The organism is Rhodococcus cerastii, from assembly GCF_033042195.1.
Classification (GTDB): Bacteria; Actinomycetota; Actinomycetes; order Mycobacteriales; family Mycobacteriaceae; genus Rhodococcoides.
In genome coordinates this window covers 1-16,060 of sequence record NZ_JAWLKF010000004.1, presented here as the reverse complement: position 1 = coordinate 16,060, position 16,060 = coordinate 1, and the positions used below count along the sequence as shown (strand labels likewise).

At 64.2% G+C, this 16,060-nt stretch carries 17 protein-coding genes and 1 tRNA gene; 9 read left to right on the top strand and 9 right to left on the bottom strand.

The features are described 5' to 3' along the window. Nucleotides 1-137: 137 nt before the first annotated feature. From R3P93_RS09395 to R3P93_RS09380, 4 genes are all read left to right on the top strand, one after another. Complete coding sequence (locus tag R3P93_RS09395) at nt 138-1,925, top strand: N-acyl-D-amino-acid deacylase family protein (RefSeq protein WP_317532886.1); 1,788 nt, start codon at nt 138-140, stop codon at nt 1,923-1,925. Then, nucleotides 1,922-2,527 carry a TetR/AcrR family transcriptional regulator gene (locus tag R3P93_RS09390; protein WP_068054851.1) on the top strand — a complete coding sequence of 202 codons (606 nt, stop codon included), beginning with the start codon at nt 1,922-1,924 and terminating at the stop codon, nt 2,525-2,527. The genes R3P93_RS09395 and R3P93_RS09390 overlap by 4 nt, the downstream gene beginning before the upstream one ends. After that, nucleotides 2,524-3,357, top strand: coding sequence for an alpha/beta fold hydrolase (locus tag R3P93_RS09385; protein ID WP_317532885.1), 834 nt, complete (start codon nt 2,524-2,526; stop codon nt 3,355-3,357). The genes R3P93_RS09390 and R3P93_RS09385 overlap by 4 nt, the downstream gene beginning before the upstream one ends. A 111-nt stretch (nt 3,358-3,468) precedes the next feature. Next, nucleotides 3,469-5,361, top strand: coding sequence for a glycosyltransferase (locus R3P93_RS09380; RefSeq protein WP_317532884.1), 1,893 nt, complete (start codon nt 3,469-3,471; stop codon nt 5,359-5,361). Here R3P93_RS09380 and R3P93_RS09375 read toward each other — a convergent pair whose 3' ends face one another. From R3P93_RS09375 to R3P93_RS09355, 5 genes are read right to left on the bottom strand one after another with little or no spacing between them, the layout of a single operon-like run. Continuing rightward, entirely contained in the window at nt 5,362-6,225 is an 864-nt protein-coding gene (locus R3P93_RS09375; RefSeq protein WP_317532883.1) for a TylF/MycF/NovP-related O-methyltransferase, read from the bottom strand. Nucleotides 6,226-6,276: 51 nt separating this feature from the next. Further along, the gene (glfT1, locus tag R3P93_RS09370; RefSeq protein WP_094638982.1) at nt 6,277-7,179 is read right to left on the bottom strand and encodes a galactofuranosyltransferase GlfT1; all 903 of its coding nucleotides are present in this window, start codon (nt 7,177-7,179) and stop codon (nt 6,277-6,279) included. Beyond that, complete coding sequence (wzt, locus tag R3P93_RS09365; protein ID WP_094638910.1) at nt 7,172-7,978, bottom strand: galactan export ABC transporter ATP-binding subunit Wzt/RfbE; 807 nt, start codon at nt 7,976-7,978, stop codon at nt 7,172-7,174. The genes glfT1 and wzt overlap by 8 nt, the downstream gene beginning before the upstream one ends. 11 nt (nt 7,979-7,989) lie before the next feature. Continuing rightward, nucleotides 7,990-8,871 (bottom strand): galactan export ABC transporter permease subunit Wzm/RfbD, encoded by an 882-nt coding sequence (gene wzm, locus R3P93_RS09360; protein WP_094638981.1) that lies wholly within the window; start codon nt 8,869-8,871, stop codon nt 7,990-7,992. 48 nt (nt 8,872-8,919) lie between these two features. After that, nucleotides 8,920-9,516, bottom strand: coding sequence for a bacterial proteasome activator family protein (locus R3P93_RS09355; protein WP_094638909.1), 597 nt, complete (start codon nt 9,514-9,516; stop codon nt 8,920-8,922). A 175-nt stretch (nt 9,517-9,691) separates the two neighbouring features. On the opposite strand from R3P93_RS09355, the gene R3P93_RS09350 reads away from it, so the two are divergent. Beyond that, nucleotides 9,692-10,897, top strand: a complete 1,206-nt coding sequence (locus R3P93_RS09350; protein WP_068054866.1) for a cysteine desulfurase-like protein — start codon at nt 9,692-9,694, stop codon at nt 10,895-10,897. A 74-nt stretch (nt 10,898-10,971) separates the two neighbouring features. Here the strand turns inward: R3P93_RS09350 and R3P93_RS09345 are convergent, their stop codons facing one another. Together R3P93_RS09345 and mgrA are read right to left on the bottom strand one after the other, a co-directional pair. Further along, on the bottom strand, nt 10,972-11,961 hold the full coding sequence (locus tag R3P93_RS09345; protein ID WP_094638907.1) for an NAD(P)H-quinone oxidoreductase: 990 nt from the start codon (nt 11,959-11,961) through the stop codon (nt 10,972-10,974). A gap of 81 nt (nt 11,962-12,042) precedes the next feature. Continuing rightward, nucleotides 12,043-13,077 (bottom strand): L-glyceraldehyde 3-phosphate reductase, encoded by a 1,035-nt coding sequence (gene mgrA, locus R3P93_RS09340; RefSeq protein ID WP_317532882.1) that lies wholly within the window; start codon nt 13,075-13,077, stop codon nt 12,043-12,045. A 77-nt stretch (nt 13,078-13,154) separates the two neighbouring features. Here mgrA and R3P93_RS09335 point away from each other — a divergent pair, with 77 nt between their 5' ends. Together R3P93_RS09335 and R3P93_RS09330 are read left to right on the top strand one after the other, a co-directional pair. Next, nucleotides 13,155-13,667, top strand: a complete 513-nt coding sequence (locus tag R3P93_RS09335; RefSeq protein ID WP_394855275.1) for a MarR family winged helix-turn-helix transcriptional regulator — start codon at nt 13,155-13,157, stop codon at nt 13,665-13,667. Nucleotides 13,668-13,712: 45 nt separating this feature from the next. Then, a tRNA-Ser gene (locus R3P93_RS09330) sits at nt 13,713-13,802 on the top strand. Nucleotides 13,803-13,870: 68 nt separating this feature from the next. Here R3P93_RS09330 and R3P93_RS09325 read toward each other — a convergent pair. Both R3P93_RS09325 and R3P93_RS09320 read right to left on the bottom strand, forming a co-directional pair. Then, entirely contained in the window at nt 13,871-14,980 is a 1,110-nt protein-coding gene (locus tag R3P93_RS09325; RefSeq protein WP_317532881.1) for a tyrosine-type recombinase/integrase, read from the bottom strand. Then, nucleotides 14,980-15,507, bottom strand: coding sequence for a helix-turn-helix domain-containing protein (locus R3P93_RS09320; protein ID WP_317532880.1), 528 nt, complete (start codon nt 15,505-15,507; stop codon nt 14,980-14,982). The genes R3P93_RS09325 and R3P93_RS09320 overlap by 1 nt, the downstream gene beginning before the upstream one ends. Nucleotides 15,508-15,604: 97 nt before the next feature. On the opposite strand from R3P93_RS09320, the gene R3P93_RS09315 reads away from it, so the two are divergent. Together R3P93_RS09315 and R3P93_RS09310 are read left to right on the top strand one after the other, a co-directional pair. After that, nucleotides 15,605-15,814 carry a helix-turn-helix domain-containing protein gene (locus R3P93_RS09315; protein WP_037174758.1) on the top strand — a complete coding sequence of 70 codons (210 nt, stop codon included), beginning with the start codon at nt 15,605-15,607 and terminating at the stop codon, nt 15,812-15,814. Further along, nucleotides 15,814-16,060 (top strand): hypothetical protein (locus tag R3P93_RS09310; protein ID WP_317532879.1); only part of this gene is annotated, 247 nt, incomplete at its 3' end. The genes R3P93_RS09315 and R3P93_RS09310, both read left to right, overlap by 1 nt.

The window sequence follows — 16,060 nt, the reverse complement described above, 5'->3', positions numbered from 1 at the left end:
GTATCTCTCGAGGTGTCCAGGAACCGAAACGTCGACGCGTGAAACACGCAGGTGATCGCGAGACGGCCGACTCGGCACGGCTATTGCGAGTGACCGCTCTCTAAGTTAGATTGACCTCAATCTATGACGGAGGTCACATGGACTCGAACATCTCTTTCGACGTTGTCATCACCGGCGGCACTGTCTACGACGGATCCGGCGGTCCGGGAGTTCGAGCCGATGTGGGCATCGTCGACGGCGTCGTGCGGGCCGTGTCCTCCACCCCGCTCGAGGCGGGCCCGACGACCGAGGTGGTCGACGCCACCGGTAAGTGGGTCACCCCGGGCTTCGTGGACGTGCACACCCATTACGACGCGGAAGTGCTCGTCGGGCCGGGACTCGAAGAATCCGTCCGGCACGGGGTCACGACGGTTCTGCTGGGGAACTGTTCGTTGTCGACGCTCTACTCCACTCCGGTCGACATCGCTGATCTGTTCAGTCGGGTGGAGGCGCTGCCGCGCGATCATGTGCTCAAGGCCGTCGATACGCACAAGACGTGGACCAGCCCCGACGAGTACATCGCAGCGCTCGAGCGCCTGCCTCTGGGCCCCAACATCGCAGCCCTGGTCGGTCATTCTGATCTGCGTGCGCACGTGATGGGCTTGGACCGATCTACCGACCGCAGTCAGAAGCCCACCCGCGAGGAATGGCGCGCCATGTCGGACGCGCTCGAGAAGGCACTCGATGCCGGGCTGCTCGGAATGTCGACGATGACGAACCCGTGGGACAAGCTGGACGGAGATCGGTACCGATCTCGTTCGCTGCCGTCCTCGTACGCACGGTGGAGCGAATTCCGTGCTCTGCACAAGATCCTGCGTAAGCGCGGCCGTCTGTTGCAGAGCATTCCGAACTTGAACACCAAGTACGACATGCTGTTCTTCCTCGCCTCGGCCACCGGGATCGGCCGCACTCCGCTCAAGATCTCGTTGCTGGCGGCGGCCGACGCGAAGGCCTCGCCGTGGATTCATCGGATCTTCGGCCCGCTCGCCCGCATCGTCAACGGACCGGGCAAAGGACAGTTCCGCTGGCAGCACCTGCCCACCACATTCGACGTGTATTCCGATGGCATCGACCTCGTGGTGTTCGAGGAGTTCGGCTCGGGCCGCGCCGCGCTACATCTGCGAGAAGAGTTGGGCCGCAACGAGTTGCTGTCGGACGAGGCCTACCGCCGGTGGTTCCGCGCCGATTTCGAGAAGAAGTTCAGCTCGCGCGTCTGGCATCGAGACTTCGCGGACGCCGAGATCACCGAATGTCCCGACGCGTCGGTCGTCGGCAAGAACGTCGCGGAGGTCGCGGAAGAACGCGGTGTGCACGTGGTGGACGCGTTCCTCGATCTGGTGGTCGAGCACGGCCGAAAGCTGCGCTGGCACACGACGGTGGCCAATCATCGCAAGCGGCAGATGGACAAGCTGATCAACCAGCCCGGGGTGACCGTCGGCTTCTCCGACGCCGGTGCTCATCTGCGCAACATGGCGTTCTACAACTTCGGCATCCGGTTGCTGCACCGTGTGCACGACGCGCGAAACGATCGCCGACCCTTCATGACCGTGGAGAAGGCCGTGCACAAGCTCAGCGGCGAGCTGGCCGACTTCTACGGTCTCGACGCCGGACACGTGCGGGTGGGTGATCGCGCCGACATCGTGGTGATCGATCCGGCGGGTCTGGACGAGGAGGTCCTGGCCTACCGGGAGGAGACCATGCCGGAGTTCGGAGGCCTGAGTCGAATGGTCAACCGCAACGACCGGGCCGTGGCCGCCACCCTGGTCGCAGGCCGAGTGGTGTTCTCCGCTGGCGCCTTTGCGCCCTGGTTCGGTGTGTCGGAGCGCGCAGGTAGCTTCCTGCGGGCCGGCACACCTACGGCTCCGCGTCGCCGGGAGCGTGTGTGAGCCCGAGTCAACTGCAGCGTCGGACCGAGACGATCGGAAAGTTGCTCGACGCGACCATCGAGTCGTTGTGCGAGAAGGGCTATGCCGCAACCAGTGTCAGTGAGATCGTCAGCCGTGCAGGGGTGTCTTCCGGTGCCATGTTTCGGCATTTCGACACCAGGCTCGACCTGATCGTTGCTGCAGCAGACGAGGTTCGCCGACGCCAGTTCGTGGAGTTTCGCCGTGGCCTGTCCGGTTTCGGGAGCGCGTCGATCGAACACTGCCTCGAATTGCTCAGGGCTGCGTGCCGCGCTCCGATCAACGGTGCCTGGTACGAGCTGCTGACCGCGGCCCGTAGTGACGAGGAGCTGCGAGAGAGGTTGCAGCCGTTCACCGTTCGGTACCACGAGCAGATCGCCGAACTCGCTCGCACGCTACCGGTCGCCGGCGTGATCGATCCACGCCATCTGGAGACGGTGGTCTTCAGCGTGGTGCATCTGCTCGACGGGGAGGCGTTGGCCGCGGTGGTGCATCCGCAACCCGAGCAGGAGGCCATGCGGCTGAGGATGATCGCCCACTTGCTACGCGGCGGCACTCTGTACGCACTGAGCGACGCGGGATGACCCACTGGACGGTGCGCACTCCGGGTGCCGAGCTTCCCGTCTTCGAATACGGGGACCCGGCGGCGAAGTCCACAGTGCTGCTGGTGCACGGCTATCCCGACAATCGTCACGTGTTCGATCCGCTGATCGCCGAGCTCGGCGACACGGTTCGGGTGATCGTCTACGACACGCGAGGCAGTGGAGCATCCGCGCTAGAGCCCGCAGCGGATGTGTCCATCGAGCAGCTGGCGCGCGACGCTTTCGCGGTGGTCGAGTCGATTCCTGACGTCACCGGGAAGGTGCACGTCTTCGCCCACGACTGGGGGTCGGTCCAGATGTGGGAGGCGATGGCCTCGCCTCGCGCATCGACCGTGTTCGCGTCGTACACGTCGGTGTCCGGGCCGAGCCTGGATCACCTGCGGCAGGTGGCGCGGGCGCGGTTGGTGCGACCGCATCGATGGCCTTCGCTGGTCGGGCAGTTGGCCCGGTCCTGGTATGTCTTCGGGTTTCATGCACCCGTTCTGGGCTCACGGGTACCGGACTTGTTGGCACGGCTGAATGTCGAGGGTGAGCCGACCCCGACGGTGGCCGACCAGCAGCGCGGCATCGCCCTCTACCGGGCGAACGTGTTGCGGCGTGTGCTCCGCGGGCCTGCTCCACGGTGCTCGGTCCCGACCACCGTGGTCGTACCGTCACACGACCGCATGCTGTCGACCAACCTCACCGACGGTCTCGATCGATGGATCCCCGATCTGCGCGTCGATCGAGTCGATGCCGGCCACTGGTGGCCGTACACGCACCCAGCCGACGCCGCCCGCGTGCTGATGGCGAGGGTGCAGGAAGCGGAGTAGACGGCGAGCGTCGAACAGATCGGTCGGGGCCTGTGCAACCATGGTCAGTGGTCTTCTTCTCTCCACGACCGCACAGAGCCACTACTCGAACTGGATGGGGTACTTCTCGGTATGGACGGCACTGCTCTCGATCGTCTCGGCTCGCCATCGGATGTGTCGGCTGTTGCCGGCGGTGACGGCGAGCCCGAACTGACAGTTCAGAGATTGCTGTTCGATGGCCCGTCGCCCTTGGTCAGTGCCGATATGTACAGCTCTGTCGGTAAGGGAAATGCCGAGCGCACCCGCACGGGCGTTCGTATCGCCAAGCGCAGCGTGCTGCACACCAACAGCTACTTCGGACGGTTCCCGGCCAGCTACTGGCAGCGGTGGACCACCGTCACCGAGGTGGTGTTCCGGGCGACCGTCGCCGGTGCCGGGCGGATCGATCTGGTGGGCACGGACTACAAGGGTCACGAGCGCACGATGGCCAGTACAACGGTCGATTCGGCGAACTCGTCGACTCAGTTGGCCGTTCCCGTCGCCACCACGCAGTTCCTCGACGGCGGTGCGCTGTACGTACGCTTCACCACCACATCGAGCGAGTTGTCGGTACAGGACGCCGAGTGGACCGTCGCCGCGCCGGAGAAGCTGCGTCCCACCTCGGTGGTGATCTGCACGTTCAACCGCGCGGACGACTGCGCCAACACCGTCGCTGCCATGGCCGACGATCCCATCGCCCTGCTCGGGGTCGACAACGTCTATGTCGTCGATCAGGGCACCGATCAGGTGCAGACGCGCGAGAAGTTCCAGCGCGTGGCGGCCGAGCTCGGCGACAAGCTCGTCTACATCACCCAGCCCAACCTCGGCGGTGCCGGCGGGTTCACCCGCGGGCTCTACGAGGTGCAGGGTAAGGGCGGCGATCCGGCCAACGTGATCTTCATGGACGACGACGTGCTGTGCGAGCCCGAGGCGATAGTGCGGATGAACTCGTTCGCCAACATGACCGTCGAGCCGGCGATCATTGGCGCGCAGATGCTCTACCTCTTGCACCCCGATCGCGTGCATGTCGGTGCCGAGGTGGCGAATCTGCAGAAGCTCGAAGCCGGAGTGCACGTCAAGAACGCAATTTCGGACAAGAGCGCGTTCAAGCGCAAGCGGCAGCAGGACGTCCGGGTCGACGCCGGCTACAACGGTTGGTGGTCGTGCCTCATTCCGTCCGAGATCGTCGGTCAGGTCGGCTACCCGTTGCCGCTGTTCTTCCAGTGGGACGACATCGAGTACGGATACCGTTCTCGTGCAAATGGTTTCGCTACCGTGACGCTGCCCGGTGCAGCTGTATGGCATGCCGACTTCGCGTGGAAGGACTGGGACGAGTGGCACCGCTACTTCAACCTGCGCAACGGCATGATCACCGCGGCCCTGCACATCGAGCTCGACGGTAGGACGCTCGCCAAGCAGCTGTTCACCGATCTGCTGCGGTACCTGGTGTCGATGCAGTACGGCATGGCGTACACGCTGATCAAGGCCGTCGAGGACTTCCTGGCCGGTCCGGAGAATCTGCTCGACGGCGGCATGGACGCTGCCGGTTCCATCCGGCGCGAACGTGCTGCGTACGGAGAAACGAAGCGGCACAACGCGAACGACGTTCCCGGGGTGCGTCCGGCGGATATGTTCATCACTCCCGCGGGACCGCACCCGAAGAAGAGCATGGAATTCGCCGTGTTGGCCAAGCGGATGCTCAATCAGTGGCGCGGCACGGTGAATCCCGGTCCGGTCGCCATCTCCGCCGACGACGCCCACTGGTGGCACGTCTCGCTGTTCTCCCACGCGATCGTCACCGATCGCTCGCAGGAGGGCGTCCGAGTTCGCCAGCGCAACAAGCAACATGCGGTAGAGCTGCTCAAGCGCGGCGTGACCGCACTCAAGCGTCTGCGCACCGAAACTCCGACGGTCGCTGCGTCGTACCGCGCAGCGGTGCCGAAGCTGACGAGCCGAGAGAACTGGGCTCGCCTCTACGGGCAGTAGCTATTTGGCGCGAACTGTCGGGGCCGTGCGAATGCGTACGACGACCTGTTCGTTGTCGGCGGTGTAGCCGAGGTAATCGAACTCGGTACCGGTGCGTGCGACGAATTCCGTCCACGCCCGGTACTCGTGGTTGCGCCAGCCGGGGAAGTTGAAGTACTCGTCGAACACGATCACCGTGCCCACCGCGAGTCGATCGGCCACCAGATCCAGCACGGTGACCGTCGACGAGTACAGGTCGGCGTCCAAGTGCAAGAACGCCAGCTTCTCGTGATGGCCCTTCAGGAAGCCCGGCAGCGAGTCCTCGAACAACCCGGGGACAATCTGTGCGCCCGGCACTTCGGGGATGGTGTCCTGCTCGAAGAGCCCCTTCGGGAACCCGGTGCGCCAGATTTCGGGGAGGCCGGAGAACACGTCGAATCCGGCGACGACGGTGATGTCCTTGCGCGACGCCAGTTCCTCGGCAATGATCTCGAGCGTCGTTCCGCTGGCGACGCCGAACTCGAGTGCCATGCCGCGGATGGAGACCTCGCCGAGGGCGAATCGCAGCGTCGCGTGCGGCCGCAGGAACGTAGGGGCCTGCGGCATCATCTCTTCGGCGAATTCCGCGCTCTGGGCGGCTGCTTCGACGTCGGAGGCGTACGGAATGTCGCGACGCATCCGCATCTCCAGGCCGCGGATGAACGAGTGCAGATCGTCGATCTCACGCCGCTGGCGTTCGAGGACGTCGAGCAATTTCGCCTGCTGATCGCTGGTCTGCTCGGCCAGCTGGGCGGTCTGCTGAGCCAGAACCTCGCCGATCGCTCGTTGAAGCTTCTCCCGTGCCGACGACTTGATGCGATCAGCGAGCTTCCGAGGTTCCGTCATGGGCACACGGTAGCGGTACCACGCGGGTGCGCGCACCCCTTAGTGGCAGCATCAGGGCCTGCGAAAGTGTTCCCGACGCCCCAGCCCGCGCAACCGGAACCATTCGGCCAGACCCTTCGGGTTACGGGTGGTGATCAGGAAGAACCAGGTGAACCGAATCCACTCCTGCGGCAACAGCTTTCGCATGCCGGGCTGCGACATGAGGTAGCCGCGATTGCGGTACGTGAAGTAGCGCTTGGTCGCGTCCTCCGGGTACTGCGTGTGCATCCGGCCACCGAGGATCGGCTTGAACTCCTCGGCCCCGTTGGGGTGGACGTAGGCGGCGGTGAGGCAGGTGCCGAACTTCAGGCCCGATCGCTGCAATCGGCGGTGTACTTCCACCTCGTCGCCGCGCACGAACAGCCGTAGATCGGGCACGCCCACCGCGTCGATCGTCGACGCCTTGAACAGGGCACCGTTGAACAGCGAGGCGATGCCTTCGAGAAGGTCGTCGTCCGGGTTCGCCGGGTCGATCAATTCGGACCGCAGCCGACGCCATTCGACGCCGCGGCGCAGCGGAAAGGCCAGCCGGTCCGGATCGTCGATGTCGCAGACGACGGGGGAGACCTCGTCGAGGCCGTGGGTGAGAGCGCAGTCGTAGAGGGTCTCGAGCACCTTCGGGCCCTCGGGGCGGCCGTCGTCGTCGGCGAGGAACACCCAATCCGCACCGAGCGAGAGCGCATACAAAATCCCGAGTGCGAACCCGCCCGCGCCACCCAGATTGTGCTGCGAACCGAGATACGTCGTCGGCAGGTCGATCGATTCCACCAGTTCGCGTACGGCGGGCTCGTCGGCATTGTCGACGACGACCAGATGATCGAGCGGACGAGTCTGCGCACCGATGACATCGAGGGAGAGAGCCAACAACTCACGCCGCTTGTGCGTGACGATGACCCCGATGATCTTGTCAGCCACCGGCACTGTCTTCCCGCTCGATCTCCTTCAAGATCTGCGCGACGTGATCTCCCGCGTCGTCACCGTCGTACGCCCGCACCACGTCCTCGATGCCGCCCTGTTGGCGAATCTGACCGTGATCGATCCACATCGCGGTGTCGCACAGCTGAGCCAGGAATTCGTTGGAGTGGCTGGCGAACACCAGGATTCCCGAGCGCTTCACCAACTCCTGCAGGCGGTGACGTGCCTTCTTCATGAATTCTGCGTCGACGGCTCCGATGCCCTCGTCGAGCAGCAGGATCTCCGGGTCGATGCTGGTGACGACACCCATCGCGACGCGCACGCGCATGCCCGTCGAGTAAGTGCGCAGCGGCATGTCCAGGTAGTCGCCGAGTTCGGTGAAGTCGGCGATCTCGTCCATCTTCGCGAGCATCTGCTTGCGCGTCTGGCCGAGGAACAGGCCGCGAATGATGATGTTCTCGTAGCCGGAGATCTCGGGGTCCATACCGACGCCCAGATCGAACACCGGCGCGACGCGGCCGCGGATGGTGGCGCTGCCTCGCGTCGGCTCATAGATGCCCGAGAGCAGCCTCAGCAGCGTCGACTTGCCTGCACCGTTGTGACCCACCAGTCCGACGCGATCGCCGTCCTTCAGGTTCATCGTGATGTTCTTCAGAGCTTCGACGACGACGACGTCGGAGGAGTTGCGGTCGATGGCACCACCGGCCTTGCCGAGGAACGCCTTCTTCAACGACCGCGTCTTGGCGTCGAAAATAGGGAAATCGACGCACGCGTCGTGAGTGCTGATGCTGATGGACAACTCGAATACCCCTAAACCCAGTAGGGCACGCGGGCCCGGTACTTCTTGAGTGCGACGATGGCCAGTGCCCATCCGACGACGGTGAAGCCGAGCACGATGTACCAGTGGTACGCCTGCTGATCCTCGCCGATCAGGGGGGCCCGGATGATGTCGAGGTAATGGAAGAGCGGGTTGATCTCGACGAGCTTGGCGCGGTTCGCGGCCTCACCGCCCATCGATTCGAGTCCCGAGGTGGTCCACACGATCGGTGTCATGAAGAACATCAGCGTCACGAAGCTGCCGAGGATCGGGGCGATATCGCGGTAGCGGGTGGCGACGATGCCGAACAGAATGGACACCCACACGGCGTTGAGCAGAATCAGCACCAGGGCGGGGATCGCGAAGATCACGGTCCAGTGCAGCCCGCCCTCGGGCCAGAAGATCGCAATGATGATCACGTAGATCAGCATGTTGTGGCCGAGCAGCAGCAGCTGACGCCACACCAGGCGATAGACGTGCACGCTCAGCGCACTGGGCAGCTGTTTGATCAGGCCTTCGTTCGCGACGAAGACGTCTCCGCCTTCGAGAATCGCGGCACTGATGAGGTTCCAGATGATCAGCCCGACGGTGACGTGCGGAAGGAACGAGCGCAGATCGATGTCCAGGAGTACCGAATACAGCAGACCCATCGCGATGGCCTGCACGCCGGTGGCGATGGTGATCCAGAACGGACCGATCACCGACCGGCGATACCGCTGTTTGATGTCCTGCCACCCGAGATGCAGCCACAGCTCGCGCTGGTTGAAACCGGTTTTCAGGTCGCCGAAAGCGCGCCGATAAGTCTGTGAGTCCGAAACCGGAGCAGGCATCTGGTCTCCTGCCTCGCTCTCGGGATCCTTCGCTGGTGCCGACACGACGGTCGACACTACCTCTCTTCGGAGACTGAGCTCATTCCGAGCTTGCTACAGATACTGGCCGGTACCGCCGCCGCCGTGGCCCCCGCCACCCTGGCCGCCACCCGGAGCGCCCATCACACCGGGAGGCAACGCGCCCTGGCGCATCTGTTCGAGTTGAGCCCGCGCTGCCATCTGCTGAGCGAACAGGGCCGTCTGGATGCCGTGGAACAGACCTTCGAGCCAGCCGACGAGCTGAGCCTGCGCAATGCGCAGTTCCGCGTCGGTAGGGACCACGTCGTCGCCGAAGGGCAGGACCAGGCGCTCGAGCTCGTCGCGCAGTTCCGGGGCGAGGCCCTGCTCGAGTTCGTGGATGGACGACTTGTGGATTTCCTTCAGTCGCGTCCGGCTCGCGTCGTCGAGCGGTGCAGCGCGCACTTCCTCGAGCAGCTGCTTGATCATCGTGCCGATGCGCATCACCTTCGCGGGCTGCTCGACCATCTCCGACAGGCCCGATCCATCGTCCGATCCGTCGTTCGCGGAGGATCCGGCGGCGCGGGCCGCAGCGGCCGTCGCTTCCTCGCGGCTCAGGGCGAGCGGTTCCCCGTTGGGGCCGATCACAACGACATGGTCATCGGGCGCGCTGTTCGGCTCGGATTGAGTCATGTATCCATCTTTACGCCTCGCTCGCCGTTGCGCGATCGTCAGGGGCGATTATCCTGGTTCGGTCGTCGGGAACAGTGGAGGCCGGGAGGATCGAGCGTGCGAGGTGGGCAACCGTTCCCTGGGGAAACAGGACGTGGAACACATGCTTCACCGGTCGGCGCTTAGAGTGTCCGGCATGGGTTACGACGTCGCGCGAGTGAGAGGTTCCATCCCCTCGCTCGGTGACGGGTGGATTCATCTCGACCCTCAGCTGGGGATGCTGATCCCGGACCGCGTGTCGACCGCTGTGTCCACTGCATTCCGGCACAGTGCCTCCAATCATTCGGCCGGCAACACTTCGGCCAAGCGCAGTGCGGCTCTGCTGGAATCCGCCCGCGTCGCGATCGCCGATCTTGTCGGTGCCTATCCGTCCGGTGTCGTCATCGGTCCGGACCGCGCGACGCTGCTGTCCTGGCTCGCGGATTCGATGAGTTCGCGGCTGGGCCTGGGAACCGGTCTGGTGCTCTCGCGTCTGGACGAGGAAGCGAACGTCGCACCGTGGCTGCGGGTGGCCAGCCGGTCGGGCGCGCATGTGCGCTGGGCCGAGGTCGAGATCGATACGTGCGAGTTGCCCACCTGGCAGTTCGACGATCTGATCACCTCCACCACTCGGCTCGTCGCGGTCACTGCTGCGTCGCCGATCGTCGGCAGTGCGCCCGATGTTCGGGTCGCGGCGGATCTGGTGCACGAGGTCGGTGGGCTGATCGTGGTCGACGCGGCCGGAGCTGCCCCCTATGCCCACGTCGACATCAAGGAACTCGGGGCCGACATCGTCGCGATCGACACCGCCGCGTGGGGTGGGCCGTCGGTCGGTGCGTTGATCTTCCGCGACCCGACGCTGCTGGAACAGTTGCCGTCGATGTCGCTCAATCCGTCGGCCAAGGGGCCGGCGCGGCTCGAGGTCAGCAGTCACCAGTACGCGTTGTTGGCCGGCGTGGTCTCGTCCATCGACTACCTGGCCAATCTCGACGACGCAGCGACCGGGACGCGTCGTGAGCGCCTCGAGCTGTCGATCGGATCGCTGCAGCACTACCACGACGGTCTGTTCGATTACCTGATGAAGGCGCTCGGTTCGCTGGACCACGTGATGGTGCTGGGCAATGCACCGACACGCATTCCTACTCTGAGCTTCACCGTCGAGGGCATGCCCGCGGTGAAGGTGTCCGAGCAACTCGCGCAGGCCAGAATCGGTAGTGTCAGCGGAGTCCACGGCGGCAGTCGGTTGCTCGACGCGTTGGGCGTCAACGACGAGGGTGGTGCCGTCACCATCGGTCTGGCTCCGTACACCACCCGCTACGAGATCGATCAGCTCGTCAAAGCGCTCACCGCCCTCGCCCTCTGAGAGCGGCTGCGCCGCATGTGCACGGAACCTCGTAGCAGAGGTCGAGGTTCCGCTCACGACCGCCGACCTGCGCGCTACTGAATTCGCAGGATCACTTTCCCGATGGTCTCGGCCTCGTCGAGCATTCGATGACCCTGCGCCGCTTCGGTTATCGGGATCTCGGCGTGCACGACGGCGGTGACGCGGCCCTCGGAGATCATCGGCCACAGATGCGCGGTCATGTCTGCGACGATGTTCGCTTTGCTCGACGGCCCGGTTTCGGGGCGGCCACGCAATCCGGCTGCATGCACCGAGCCGCGCTTGGCGAGGAGTTTGCCGAAGTTCAGCTCGCCCTTCACTCCGCCCTGCATACCGATGGTGACGACGGTGCCGTCCATTGCCAATGCGTCGAGGTTGCGGTCGAGGTACTTCGCGCCCATGTTGTCCAGGATCAGGTCTGCTCCGTGATCCTCTGTCTGTGAACGGATCTCGGTGACGAAGTCCTGGTTCTTGTAGTCGATCAGGATGTCGGCTCCGAGGTCTGCGCACATGTCCAGCTTGTACTTGGATCCGGCGGTGACGGCGACGGTGACGCCCATCTGCTTGGCCAGTTGGATTGCGTGCGTACCGATTCCGCTGCCGCCGCCGTGAACGAGCAGTACCTGCCCCGAACGCATGTGCGCGTCCATCACCAGGTTGGACCACACGGTCGAGGCGACTTCCGGAAGTGCCGCTGCGACATGCAGATCGAGGCCCTGCGGAATGGGGAAGAGTTGGGTGGCGGGTACGGCGACCTGCTCGGCGTAGCCGCCGCCGGCCAGCAGTGCACAGACCCTGTCTCCGACGTTCCAGCCGCTGACGCCCTCACCGAGTTCGGAGATGATGCCCGAGCACTCGAGTCCGAGGATGTCGCTGGCACCCGGAGGCGGTGGGTAATTGCCCTGACGCTGCATCAGGTCGGCGCGGTTGACGGCGGTGGCCGAGACATCGATGATCACCTGTCCGCGGCCGGGGCGGGGGTCGGGGACCTCGGTCCATTCCATGACGTCGGGATCGCCGAATTCTTTCAGTGTGATGGCACGCATGTCTCCATAGTGCGCCTCCGGCGCAGTGGTGCGGTTAAGTGCCCTCTGGAGCGCTTAGCCGCGCCACTGCCGCAGGCACTCTTACAGGTCCCAGAGATTGATTCCGAAGTCCTCGGCATGCGTGTCGATCTCGGCGAGTTCGGCGTCGGTGAAGTCCAGGTTCTTCAACGCCGCCACGTTGTTCTCGAGCTGTTCGACGCTCGATGCGCCGATCAGTACCGAGGTCACGCGTGGGTCGCGCAGTGCCCAGCTCAGGGCGAGCTGCGCGAGGGATTGGCCACGGGTGGCGGCAATGTCGTTCAACGCCCGGAGATGCTCGACGTGGTCATCGGTGAGCCAGTCCGGATTCAGTGATTTACCCTGTGCTGCTCGCGAATTCGAGGGAACACCGTCGAGGTACTTGTCGGTGAGCATGCCCTGGGCCAGAGGCGAGAAGGCGATGACGCCCGCGCCCACCGCGGCGAGGGTATCGAGCAGTTCGGGTTCGATCCACCGATTGACCATCGAGTAACTGGGCTGATGGATCAGCAAGGGAACGCCCGCTTCGGCGAGCAGGTCTGCCATCTTCTGAGTGCCCTCGGGCTTGTACGAGCTGATGCCCGCGTACAGGGCTTTGCCCTGCTGCACAGCGCTGATCAGTGCGCCTGCTGTCTCTTCGATCGGGGTGTCGTGGTCGGGGCGATGGCTGTAGAAGATGTCGACGTGGTCGAGTCGCATTCGGGTCAACGATTGTTCGAGCGAGGACAGCAGGTATTTGCGAGAGCCACCGAAGCCGTAGGGGCCGGGCCACATGTCCCAGCCGGCCTTGCTCGAGATGATCAGCTCATCGCGATATCCGGCCAAATCCTCGGAGAAGATGCGGCCGAAGTTCTTCTCCGCGCTGCCGTACGGCGGGCCGTAATTGTTGGCCAGATCGAAGTGCGTGATACCGAGATCGAATGCGCGACGCAGGATCGCGCGCTGGTTCATCAGCGGTACGTCGTCACCGAAGTTGTGCCACAGTCCCAATGACACCGCCGGAAGTCGGGGCCCCCGTGAGCCCACTCGGCGGAACAGCATGGACTCGTAACGATCGTCGGCGGCAACGTACGGCGGGTCGATGTAGGGATCGGTCATACCTCGACCATAGGGCGCTGTGCCGAACAGGGCCCCGAACCGCCTCAACCTACTCGTGGGTAGATTTCCCGCCTAAGATGACACGCGTGACGGCCGAATTAGCCATTGGTCCCGGGGGGGACCCGCAGTGGCTCGACACTGCGGAAATGAAAGCATGGCGCGCCTATATGGACGGCGGGCAACGATTGATGGGGGTATTGAACAAGGATCTGCAGGATCGCCACGACCTGTCGATGGCCGAGTACCGCATCCTGGTGATGTTGTCGGAATCGGTCGACGGCTCCATCAGAATGAGCGAGCTGGCCGACGGTGTCCTGTCCTCGAGAAGTCGCCTGACGCATCAGATCAGGCGAATGGAACTCCAGGACATGGTGACTCGCAGTACCTGCGTCAACGACGGCAGAGGCGTGCTGGCGGTGATCACCGAGGAAGGGCGTCGGCGATTGGCGGAGGCGGCGCCCACCCACGTCCGCGGCGTCCGACAGCACCTCGTCGACATCCTCTCGCCCCACGAACTCGAGGTGCTGGGCGACATCTTCGAGAAGGTCGACGCCGCGATGGACGCGTCCGGCTCCACACCTCGACGATGAGGGGCGATTGGGCCTCGGGCCGCTCGGCCGTTTAAGATCGCACACGGAAGCGTGGCAGAGCGGCCCAATGCACTCGCCTTGAAAGCGAGAGACGTGTAAAAGCGTCCGGGGGTTCAAATCCCTCCGCTTCCGCCAACGGGCAAGGCCCTGATCTCACCGGACGGTGCAGGTCAGGGCCTTTTCAGTGTCAACCCTGGAAAGTCTCACGTGGCCGATGCCCACGCTTTGCCCACACTCTGCGCGGATACAGCGGCATCGAGAGCGGTCCCGACAGCGTCGAGATCGTCGTCGAACAGGTCCGCGTACACATCGAGCGTCATCGCCGCCGACGCGTGCCCGAGCATCCGCTGTAGCGCCTTCACGTTGACGCCCGCGCTGATGGCCAGGCTCGCCGCTGTGTGCCGCAGATCGTGTGGGGTGAGCCGAGGCACCCCCGCCTTGTCTACGGCCCGTGTGAACCATCCTGTCGACGACACGGATCGCCGGAGGTAGTCGCCACCGCGGCCGGCGAACACCAGATCGTCGCGGCCCTTGCCTTCGCAGACCCTCGCGAGCTCGTCGACGAGGAATGCCGGCACCGGCACTACCCGCGACTTGTGCGACTTCGGCGTACCGACGTGGATCTGCTGCTGCACCTGAACGGCGTTGTCCACGACGTTGATTCGCTTTCGGAGCAGATCGAGGTGGCGCACACGGAGTCCAATCGCCTCGCCCCATCGGACGCCGCAGTAGGCGAGCACTAGGACCAGGACACGATATTGGCCGGCGGCGGTCGCGAGCTCGGCCACCTCGGCGTGCGATAGGTACACGTGCGCCTTCCGCTGTTTGCGTGGCAGGTTCTCGACGCCGCGTGCCGGATTCTTCGCGAGCCGCTTCGCTTTCACCGCGGTGTCGAGCACGCCGGCGAGGACACCGTATGCGCGGATGACGACCGTTGCGCCCTTGCCTGCTCTGCCCATCGACGCGATCCACTGCTCTACCGAATCGAGTGTGATGTCGGCGAGCTGGACGTGCCCCCACCGCGGCAGAACGTGAATCCTCCACGCCGTTTCGAGCGACTTGTACGCGGACGGCTTGAGATCGGATTCTTTGCGGGACAACCAGTTCGGGCCGAACTCGGCGACGGTGATCTTCCCGAGTTTCGGCGGGACGTATTGGCCCGTCATCATCTCCACGGTGACCGTCGCGGCGAAGTCGAGCGCCTGCCGCTTCGACGTGAACCCGCGCTTATCCGTCTGCCGCCGCTCCGGGGTGCGGTAGCGGACACGCCACCGCTTGCCGCCCGCGGTCTCGTAGCTTTCGACGGTTGCCACTAGTCATCCTCAGCGAAGATCGTGCTGTAGCCAAAGCTCGCCCGGATCGAGACGTCTGTTCCGTCCGACTCGATCATGCGGCTGACGAGCAACGGTCCGTCGCCGGGTTTGGTGCTCCGCCATGCGTACGTCGCGGGTCGAAGGAACGGCGGTTGTGAGGCTACCGCGAAGTCCAGATTGGACGTCCGTAAGGAGCGCATCCCGTCGAGGAAAAACCACAGAGAGCGAACTGAAACGCGCTCGGCACCAGATGCATTGACTTCTAAGTCCCCGTCGTAAGCCGGCTCAATCAACAAGGTGTTCGGTGAAACATCGAGGGCGATCGCGAGCGCCATCAGGTCGTCGACGTCGACTCGTCTGGACCCGTTCTCGATCTGGCTGATCGAGGAGTTGCTGAGCGGGTGTCCGAGCTCGCTCATTGTGTCCGAAAGCGCGCGCAGGGTCATCCCGCGGTCGTTACGGACTCTGGCGATGTTCTTTCGGACTGTCTCGCCGGTTGCTCCGATTTCCACGCGCTTTGCTGCCATGATCGAAATATAGCGAGGAACTTGCAAGCATGGAAGTCGTGAGGTAGGAATACAGATATCCCAACGGATATTCAGGATTCCCGAGCAAGGAGACAGGATGAGCACCCCATCCCCCCTAGCGACACCCGACGAGGCCGCCGAGTTTCTGCGATGCAGCAAACAGACCCTCGCAGCGAATCGATTCAAAGGAGTCGGCCCCAAATTCGTAAAGCACGGCAGCAGAGTGCTTTACAAGTGGGTCGACCTTCACGCCTACGTCGAGGCCAACACGTTTCAGCGCACCGACGACCGCCCGGTAGCGGTCTGATGCCGCTCACCCCCGACCCCTACGAAACTGCCCTCGATGCCGGCCAGGGCATCGAGGGCAACGAGAACCGACCCAACTCTCACGAAGGAACCGATCTGATGACGAATCCTACCGCGATCGCCGACGCCCTCGCCACGATTATTGCCCTGCTCACCGCGTACAACCGCGATGTCGCTTGCCAGGGTGATGGGACCACCTGGTTGCCAGAGGGTAGGGACCACCGTGGCGCGTTATTGAGGATGCTCG